The 7,318-nt window shown below is 37.4% G+C and carries 10 protein-coding genes; 2 read left to right on the plus strand and 8 right to left on the minus strand.

All coding sequences use genetic code 11. The annotated features are described in order from the left end of the window. The first annotated feature begins 68 nt into the window (after positions 1 to 68). Both D6734_01090 and D6734_01095 read left to right on the plus strand, forming a co-directional pair. Positions 69 to 461 (plus strand): hypothetical protein, encoded by a 393-nt coding sequence (locus D6734_01090; GenBank protein ID RMF97932.1) that lies wholly within the window; start codon positions 69 to 71, stop codon positions 459 to 461. Positions 462 to 649: 188 nt separating this feature from the next. Continuing rightward, positions 650 to 1,150: a hypothetical protein gene (locus tag D6734_01095; GenBank protein RMF97933.1), complete on the plus strand. Its 501-nt coding sequence runs from the start codon at positions 650 to 652 to the stop codon at positions 1,148 to 1,150. A gap of 21 nt (positions 1,151 to 1,171) precedes the next feature. On the opposite strand, the gene D6734_01100 is transcribed toward D6734_01095, so the two are convergent. From D6734_01100 to D6734_01135, 8 genes are read right to left on the minus strand one after another with little or no spacing between them, the layout of a single operon-like run. Then, positions 1,172 to 1,579 carry a F0F1 ATP synthase subunit epsilon gene (locus D6734_01100; protein ID RMF97934.1) on the minus strand — a complete coding sequence of 136 codons (408 nt, stop codon included), beginning with the start codon at positions 1,577 to 1,579 and terminating at the stop codon, positions 1,172 to 1,174. Between the two features lie 6 nt (positions 1,580 to 1,585). Then, on the minus strand, positions 1,586 to 3,004 hold the full coding sequence (atpD, locus tag D6734_01105) for a F0F1 ATP synthase subunit beta (GenBank protein RMF97935.1): 1,419 nt from the start codon (positions 3,002 to 3,004) through the stop codon (positions 1,586 to 1,588). Between the two features lie 42 nt (positions 3,005 to 3,046). Beyond that, positions 3,047 to 3,907, minus strand: a complete 861-nt coding sequence (gene atpG, locus D6734_01110; protein ID RMF97936.1) for an ATP synthase F1 subunit gamma — start codon at positions 3,905 to 3,907, stop codon at positions 3,047 to 3,049. A 19-nt stretch (positions 3,908 to 3,926) separates the two neighbouring features. Further along, positions 3,927 to 5,450, minus strand: a complete 1,524-nt coding sequence (locus D6734_01115; GenBank protein RMF97937.1) for a F0F1 ATP synthase subunit alpha — start codon at positions 5,448 to 5,450, stop codon at positions 3,927 to 3,929. Positions 5,451 to 5,483: 33 nt separating this feature from the next. Continuing rightward, positions 5,484 to 6,023, minus strand: coding sequence for an ATP synthase F1 subunit delta (atpH, locus tag D6734_01120; GenBank protein RMF97938.1), 540 nt, complete (start codon positions 6,021 to 6,023; stop codon positions 5,484 to 5,486). Then, the gene (locus D6734_01125; GenBank protein ID RMF97939.1) at positions 6,016 to 6,612 is read right to left on the minus strand and encodes a hypothetical protein; all 597 of its coding nucleotides are present in this window, start codon (positions 6,610 to 6,612) and stop codon (positions 6,016 to 6,018) included. The genes atpH and D6734_01125 overlap by 8 nt, the downstream gene beginning before the upstream one ends. Before the next feature lie 7 nt (positions 6,613 to 6,619). After that, positions 6,620 to 7,045: a hypothetical protein gene (locus D6734_01130; protein RMF97940.1), complete on the minus strand. Its 426-nt coding sequence runs from the start codon at positions 7,043 to 7,045 to the stop codon at positions 6,620 to 6,622. Continuing rightward, positions 7,038 to 7,298: a hypothetical protein gene (locus tag D6734_01135; protein RMF97941.1), complete on the minus strand. Its 261-nt coding sequence runs from the start codon at positions 7,296 to 7,298 to the stop codon at positions 7,038 to 7,040. Before D6734_01135 ends, D6734_01130 begins: the two co-directional genes overlap by 8 nt. Between the last annotated feature and the right edge of the window lie 20 nt (positions 7,299 to 7,318).

The raw sequence follows: 7,318 nt of genomic DNA on the forward strand, positions 1-7,318 counted from the left end.
GTATTATGGCATAATATTTGCTTATATGAATTGAGTAATGAAGTATTTTTTGAAATTAAATTAGGGGGATGAAAATGAAAATAAAAGGTCTGATTGTTATAGCTGTATGTTTAATAACCTTACTTGCATTGCCTTTAATATCATCTGCTTTACAAATAAAGGGACTTGTTTTTGATGATAAAAATTGTAATGGAAATAAGAATTTAGGTGAAAAAGGAATTGCAGGCGTCACCATTGCATTGACGCCGGGCCCATTATTCGCTGTTACCAATGCCAAAGGAAGATTTACTTTTACAGGATTGACGCCGGGTACATACGTTTTGTCAGAAGCTGACCCTGCAGGATACTGCAGCACAAGTCCAAATACAAGAATTGTGAGACTCGTATTCAAAGATGTAACAGGACAATTATTCGCTGACAGCAAAAAAGCAGTAAGTCCGCCATCAGGGTGCTGTCCATAATTTAGATTAAAAAAAACAAACGGCAAAATAGATAATTTCAAAGCACTGTCATAAAAGGCAGTGCTTTTTTTATTTCCTCTCAAATTCAAATCATCGTGACAATCGTTTTAATATAGTCATCATAACTATTTACATTCAATATCAATAAAAAAACGAATTATTCATAAAAAAAATCCGATAAGCATTGATTGATCAATGTTAATTTTCTCATTTATCGTATAATGAAAAGAATAAAAAAAATTGAATGCCCTGCATTTATTTTCCTCGTATTTCTTATTGTACTTTCTTTTTTATCTTCAGCATCCGCTGACAGCAATAAGATTAAAGGGACTGTTTTCAATGATAAAAACTGTAATGGCATAAAAAATCCAGGAGAAAGCGGCATCGCCGGTGTTTTGATAACATTGAATCCTACAGGCCAAACAGATATAACAAACCATAAAGGAAAATACGAATTCAAGAAACTAAAGGAAGGAATATATACGGTTATTGAAACTGATCCTGAAGGGTATTGCAGTACTACATCGAATATATTTGTAGTGGAAATAAAGAAAAAGCATAAAGATAAAAAGAAATCGAGTAAAAAAGATGATGACGACGCTGACGATGATGAAAAAGAAAAAAGAAACTACGATTTTGGTGATACTAGAAAAAGTATAAGCCCCCCTGCCGGATGCTGTATCTACTAACAATCAATAAGGGCTTATTATTTAAATTTTTCCGACAAGTTCCAATCTTGCCATTGCACGCGCTAGCGCCAATTCAGCTCTCTCAACATCAATGTCTTCACCGCCGCTCGATAAACGCTTTTCAGCTCTTTTGCGCGCCTCCTCTGCCCTTTGAACATCTATCTCTTCCGGTCGCTCGGCTGTTTCAGCAAGAATTATAACCGCATCTTTTCGAACTTCAGCATATCCCCAGCTTACTGCCAATTTTTTAACCTCACCACCGAGCGTAACATAGGATATGTGACCTGATTTCAAAACCGACAAAAAGGGTGTATGTTCAGGTAATACACCAAATTCTCCATTGATGCCCGGAGCAGTTACCTCCTTGACATCTTCACTCACCACCATCTTCTCAGGTGTAACTATTTCAAGAAATATATTATCAGCCATAGTTTTTTATTGTTTCATCTGTTCAGCTTTTTCTAATGCTTCCTCTATTGTCCCCACCATATAAAATGCCTGCTCTGGAACATCGTCATGTTCGCCATTAACAATCTGCTTAAAGCCCTTTATTGTATCTTCAAGTTTTACAAACTTGCCTGGAATACCGGTAAATTGTTCAGCTACGAAGAAGGGCTGTGAAAGGAATCTTTGAATTTTTCTTGCACGAGAAACAATCAACTTATCCTCTTCGGAAAGTTCATCCATTCCCAAGATCGCTATAATATCCTGAAGTTCCTTATATTTTTGCAAAATCCCTTGAACACTTCTGGCAACATTGTAATGTTCCTCTCCTATTATCCGTGGATCAAGAATTCTCGATGTGGAATCAAGAGGGTCAACAGCAGGATAAATTCCAAGTTCTGCTATCTGTCTTGACAAAACAGTAGTTGCATCAAGATGAGCAAATGTCGTAGCAGGAGCAGGATCTGTAAGGTCGTCTGCAGGAACATATATTGCCTGCACCGATGTAATCGAGCCCTTTTTAGTAGATGTAATTCTTTCTTGCAGTTCACCCATTTCTGTAGCCAGTGTAGGTTGATATCCCACAGCTGACGGCATTCTTCCCAAAAGCGCAGATACTTCTGAACCAGCCTGTGTAAAGCGGAATATGTTATCGATAAAGAGGAGAACATCCTGCCCTTCCTCATCTCTAAAATATTCTGCCGCTGTCAATCCTGTTAAACCTACTCTTAATCTTGCACCGGGTGGCTCTGTCATCTGTCCATAGATTAGCGCAGTTTTGTCGATAACTCCTGATTCCTTCATTTCAAGCCACAGGTCATTACCTTCCCTCGTTCTTTCACCAACACCTGAAAAAACAGAAACACCGCCATGTTCCATAGCAATATTTCTAATCAATTCCATAATCAAAACTGTTTTACCAACACCTGCACCGCCAAAAAGTCCTGTTTTTCCTCCCAACGAATATGGCTCAAGAAGGTCAATAACCTTCAGCCCTGTCTCAAACATCTTGATTGAAGTTTCCTGCTCTTCAAATGAAGGAGGATCTCTGTGGATAGGATATTTCTTATCCGTTTTAATCTCTCCCAATTTGTCAACGGGCTCGCCGATAACATTTATAACTCTTCCTAAAACTTCTTTCCCAACAGGAATACTAATAGGTGCACCTGTATCCTCTGCTTCAGCGCCTCTTGTAATTCCTTCTGTTGGCTGCATAGATACGGCCCGAACAACATTTTCACCAAGATGGGATGCAACCTCTGCCGTAATATAGGTATCCTTGCCATCCCTATCTGTTATTTTGATCTTCAGTGCATTATAGATTTCAGGAAGATGTCCTCCCTCAAACCTAACATCTACAACAGGGCCTATTGCCTGTATAACTTTACCTTTAACATTAATTTCTGCCATTTCTTGATTCCTCTCTTTTTTATCTTATCTTTAAAATTTTAATTATCCGCTCAATGCTTCAGCGCCTGCCACTATCTCAAGTAATTCCTTCGTAATAGCCGCTTGCCGCGCCTTATTATATTTCAATGTCAATGAATCTATCATTTCAGACGCATTCCTTGATGCATTTTCCATTGCCGACATTCTTGCTGCATGTTCAGCGGCAACAGAATCAAGCAATGCTGTATAAATTATGACTTCCATTGACCGTGGCAAAAGTTCATTTATTATTGACTGCCTATCGGGCTCATAGATAAAATCGACAGGGTTCTCATCTGCTATATCTTCAGTAATCTCAATAGGTAGAAGCTGCTTACATACGACCTGTTGGGATACAGCAGACTTAAACTCATTATAAACCATTATTACCTTTTCTATTTCCTCATCAATATAATTTTTGGTTATTTCCCTTGTTATTCTAACAGCATGCTCATAGCCAATGTTATTGAAAATGTCAGAATAAGTATTTCTGATATTCCAATTGCGTTTTCTGTAATAGTCGCAACATTTTTTCCCTATGAGCGTCAGATTGATTTCTTTATTTTGATTACTACGAATTATTCTGTCCGTTTCTTTGAACACATTATTGTTAAAGGCGCCACAAAGTCCTTTATCTCCTGATATGACAACAATTTCAATAACCCCCTCTTCGCCTTTGCTCAACAAAGGATGTGCATCAGCCCCTGCCCTAAAAGCAAGACTCTTCAATACATCATTTATCTTTCTACCATAAGGCCTTGCCGCTATTATCCTCTCTTGAGCGCGTCTAAACTTTGCGGCAGAAACCATCTTCATTGCTTTGGTTATCTGCTCTGTTTTCTTGACGCTTGCAATTCTTCTTTTTATATCTCTTACACTGGGCATAATTTATTTACCCTTTATATTATTTTTCATTCAATGTCTGTTTGAAGGAAGATTTAAATTCCTCAATTACACTTTTCAGTTTAGTTTCTATCTCTTCCGTTAACTCCTTTTCCGTCTCTATCTTTGTAATCAAATCGGGATAGTTTGCATCTACAAACTGCAAAAGCTCAGTCTCAAATCTCTTGCATTCCTCGAGTGGAATATCATCGAGATAATTGTTGACACCTGCATATATAGCTATAATCTGCTTCCCAACTGTAACAGGCTCATATTGTCCCTGTTTTAAAATCTCTACCATCCTTTCTCCTTTAGCAAGCTGAGCCTGTGTCGCTTTATCCAATTCGCTTCCAAACTGGGCAAAAGCGGCCATTTCTCTATATTGCGCAAGGTCAAGTCTCAATCTACCTGCTACCTGCTTCATCGCTTTAATTTGAGCATTTCCACCGACACGAGAAACTGAAAGACCAACATTGATAGCTGGTCTTACACCTGAATAGAAAAGGTCTGTTTCCAAATAAATCTGACCGTCTGTAATGGAAATAACATTTGTGGGAATATACGCAGAAACGTCACCTGCCTGTGTTTCAATTATCGGCAATGCTGTCAATGAACCTCCTCCCAGCTCTTCATTCAGTTTTGCAGCTCTTTCAAGGAGTCTTGAATGAAGATAAAAGACATCTCCCGGATATGCTTCTCGTCCAGGAGGTCTCCTCAACAGGAGAGAAAGCTGACGGTAGGCCGCTGCCTGCTTGGACAAATCGTCATAAATTAGAAGAGCATGTCCTCCTTTGTCTCTGAAATATTCCCCCATTGCACAACCTGCATATGGTGCAATATACTGTAATGGAGCTGGCTCTGATGCTGACGCAACTACAACTGTAGTGTATTCCATTGCTCCATAATCCTCGAGAGTTTTTACAACCTGTGCAATTGTAGATTTCTTCTGTCCTGTGGCAACATAAATACAAATAACATCTTTTCCCTTTTGGTTGATTATAGTATCTATTGCAACTGCTGTTTTACCCGTCTGCCTGTCGCCAATAATAAGTTCTCTCTGTCCTCTTCCTATGGGTATCATAGAGTCAATTGCCTTAATTCCTGTCTGGAGAGGTTCTTTAACCGGCTGTCTATCGACAACACCTGGAGCAAGTCTTTCAACAGGCATAAATTCTTTTGCATCGATAGGTCCCTTGCCATCAACGGGCTGGCCAAGAGCATTCACGACTCTGCCAATAAGACATTCGCCTACAGGGACTTCCATAATTCTTTTTGTCCTCTTGACGACATCGCCTTCTTTTATCTTTTCCGCTTCGCCAAAAAGTACAGCACCTACATTGTCCTCTTCAAGGTTCAATGCCATACCATAGACATTGTGGGGAAATTCAAGCATCTCTCCATACATCACCTTCTCTAAGCCGTATATTCTCGCTATACCATCTCCTACCATCATAACAGTGCCGATTTCATCAACTTGAAGAGAAGCTTCATAACCTGAAATTTGTTTTTTAATTATTTCACTAATTTCTGACGGTCTAATCTGCATATTATTTTTCTCCTTTCTTAAGGATCATTTTTTTCAGCTCAAAAGTTTTTCTTCAGCAATTTTCAATTGTGTTTTTATACTTCCATCAACTACCAAACTACCTATTTTAGTAATGGCACCTCCTATAATAGAAGGGTCTTCAGATACTTTTACAATCACTTCTTTGCCAGTTATCTCTGAAAGTTTAGAACTGAGAAAGTTTTTTTCATTTTCATCCAGTGCTTCGGCTACTATTACTTCAGCCCTTGTACGATTCTTTGCCAAATCAACAAATGAAAGAAACTGTTCTGCAATTTCATTAAGAATGCCTAATGCTCGTTTCTTTAAAAGAACAATAAGAAAGGCTTTTGTAATATCTGAAATTCCCGCCTTTTCGGTAATTTCATTAAGCGCATTTTCCTTCCTTTCAAGTGGAATACCAGGATTTAAAAAAAACTTCTGCACTTCATCACTGCCTTTAAATAATTCAGCAATTGCTGTTAATTCGTTGTAGATTGAATCAAGGTCCGCTCCTTCATCCAAAGTATCTATATAACTTCTTGCAAATTTTCGAGCTAGCGAACTTTTATTCATTTATTTCTCCAAGTTGTTTCACATAATTATTGAAAAGTTTCTTTCTCTCTTCCGGTGTAATTCGACCTTTAATCATATCTTCTGCCAAAACCGTTGCCTGCTTGATAATTTCCTCTTTCAACTCTTTTACTGATAACTCTATTGCTTGCCTAATATTTTGTTCATTTTGTTCTTCTATACGGGCAATCTTTTCATTTGCTTCTTCTAAAATGCGCTTCTTCTCCTTCTCAATAGCCGCTTTAGCATTTGCTCTGATAATCTCTATTTCCTTATTGAGACTTTTTATCTTTTCTTCTGCAATCTTTAATTTTTCATTTGCTTCCTTTTCTGCTCTCCTGCTCTCTTCGAGAGTCCTTTTAATATTTTCAACTCTTGCTGAAAAAAACTCTGGAACAATTTTTTTCAAAACAAAGAAAAGTGCTCCTGCGAGTATCAAGAAATTTATCCACTTGTATATTTCTTTGGCAACATTAACATGGTGTGCTGCCTCTCCTGCCTCCTCAGCAAAAGAGAAGCCAGCACAAGCAAGAAAGACAAAAACCATAAAGCATATCAATATGGACAAATTTCTTTTCAAATATTCATTCATTCCTTTATCAACCTTGAATATTAATTATCTTTTCTGCCAATTCTTTTGCTATTGATTCAGCATATGTGGAAAGTTCTTTTTTCGCTTCTGTTTTTTCCTTCATCAGGCTTTCTTTTACTTCATTCAATTTTCTGTTTGCTTCATCCTGCGCTTTTTTTATCAATTGTGTGCTTGTATTCACCGCTTCTTTTTTGGTTTCTGCCTGCTCGCGAATAATTCTCTTCTTTTCTTCAGAAATAGTTCCTATATACTCATTTTCCTTCATCTGGCTTACTTCTGTAAATTTCTTTGCATTTTCAAGAGATTTTTTTACTTTCTCTTGACGCTGTTCTAAAATTTTAGAGAGAGGAAGAAACAAATTTTTGTTCAAAATATACATTAATATTAGAAAATTTGCTGCTAATATTATCAATGTAAAGTTAATTTCAAGCATTTTCTCTAACCTTCAAAAAAGTTTTTTTAAGGTTTAATATCACTTTCTCTGGGAAAACAACTGTAAAGAAAAGTGGCACAAGATAACCAACAAGGCCAAAAATGAGTGATGAATTAGATACTGTGACAGCGCTATAAAGGAATAAACCTGCTAAAAAAAACCTAAGCAGATAACTAAAAAATATTGGATGTTTCTTCTTGGGGCTTGTTTCAATATTTAATATTTTCCCCGCATTTTCAACAAGGAGTGCCATATTGGTAAATCCAACAAGAA

This window comes from Candidatus Schekmanbacteria bacterium (assembly GCA_003695725.1).
Classification (GTDB): Bacteria; Schekmanbacteria; GWA2-38-11; order GWA2-38-11; family J061; genus J061.

Bases quoted from the DNA above. Each gene is read 5' to 3' on its own strand.
- D6734_01125 (RMF97939.1), bottom strand. From the start codon at position 6,612: ATGAATGAATATTTGAAAAGAAATTTGTCCATATTGATATGCTTTATG.
- atpH (RMF97938.1), bottom strand. From the start codon at position 6,023: ATGAATAAAAGTTCGCTAGCTCGAAAATTTGCAAGAAGTTATATAGAT.
- D6734_01135 (RMF97941.1), bottom strand. From the start codon at position 7,298: ATGGCACTCCTTGTTGAAAATGCGGGGAAAATATTAAATATTGAAACA.
- D6734_01090 (RMF97932.1), top strand. From the start codon at position 69: ATGAAAATGAAAATAAAAGGTCTGATTGTTATAGCTGTATGTTTAATA.
- D6734_01100 (RMF97934.1), bottom strand. From the start codon at position 1,579: ATGGCTGATAATATATTTCTTGAAATAGTTACACCTGAGAAGATGGTG.
- D6734_01115 (RMF97937.1), bottom strand. From the start codon at position 5,450: ATGCAGATTAGACCGTCAGAAATTAGTGAAATAATTAAAAAACAAATT.
- atpG (RMF97936.1), bottom strand. From the start codon at position 3,907: ATGCCCAGTGTAAGAGATATAAAAAGAAGAATTGCAAGCGTCAAGAAA.
- atpD (RMF97935.1), bottom strand. From the start codon at position 3,004: ATGGCAGAAATTAATGTTAAAGGTAAAGTTATACAGGCAATAGGCCCT.
- D6734_01130 (RMF97940.1), bottom strand. From the start codon at position 7,045: ATGCTTGAAATTAACTTTACATTGATAATATTAGCAGCAAATTTTCTA.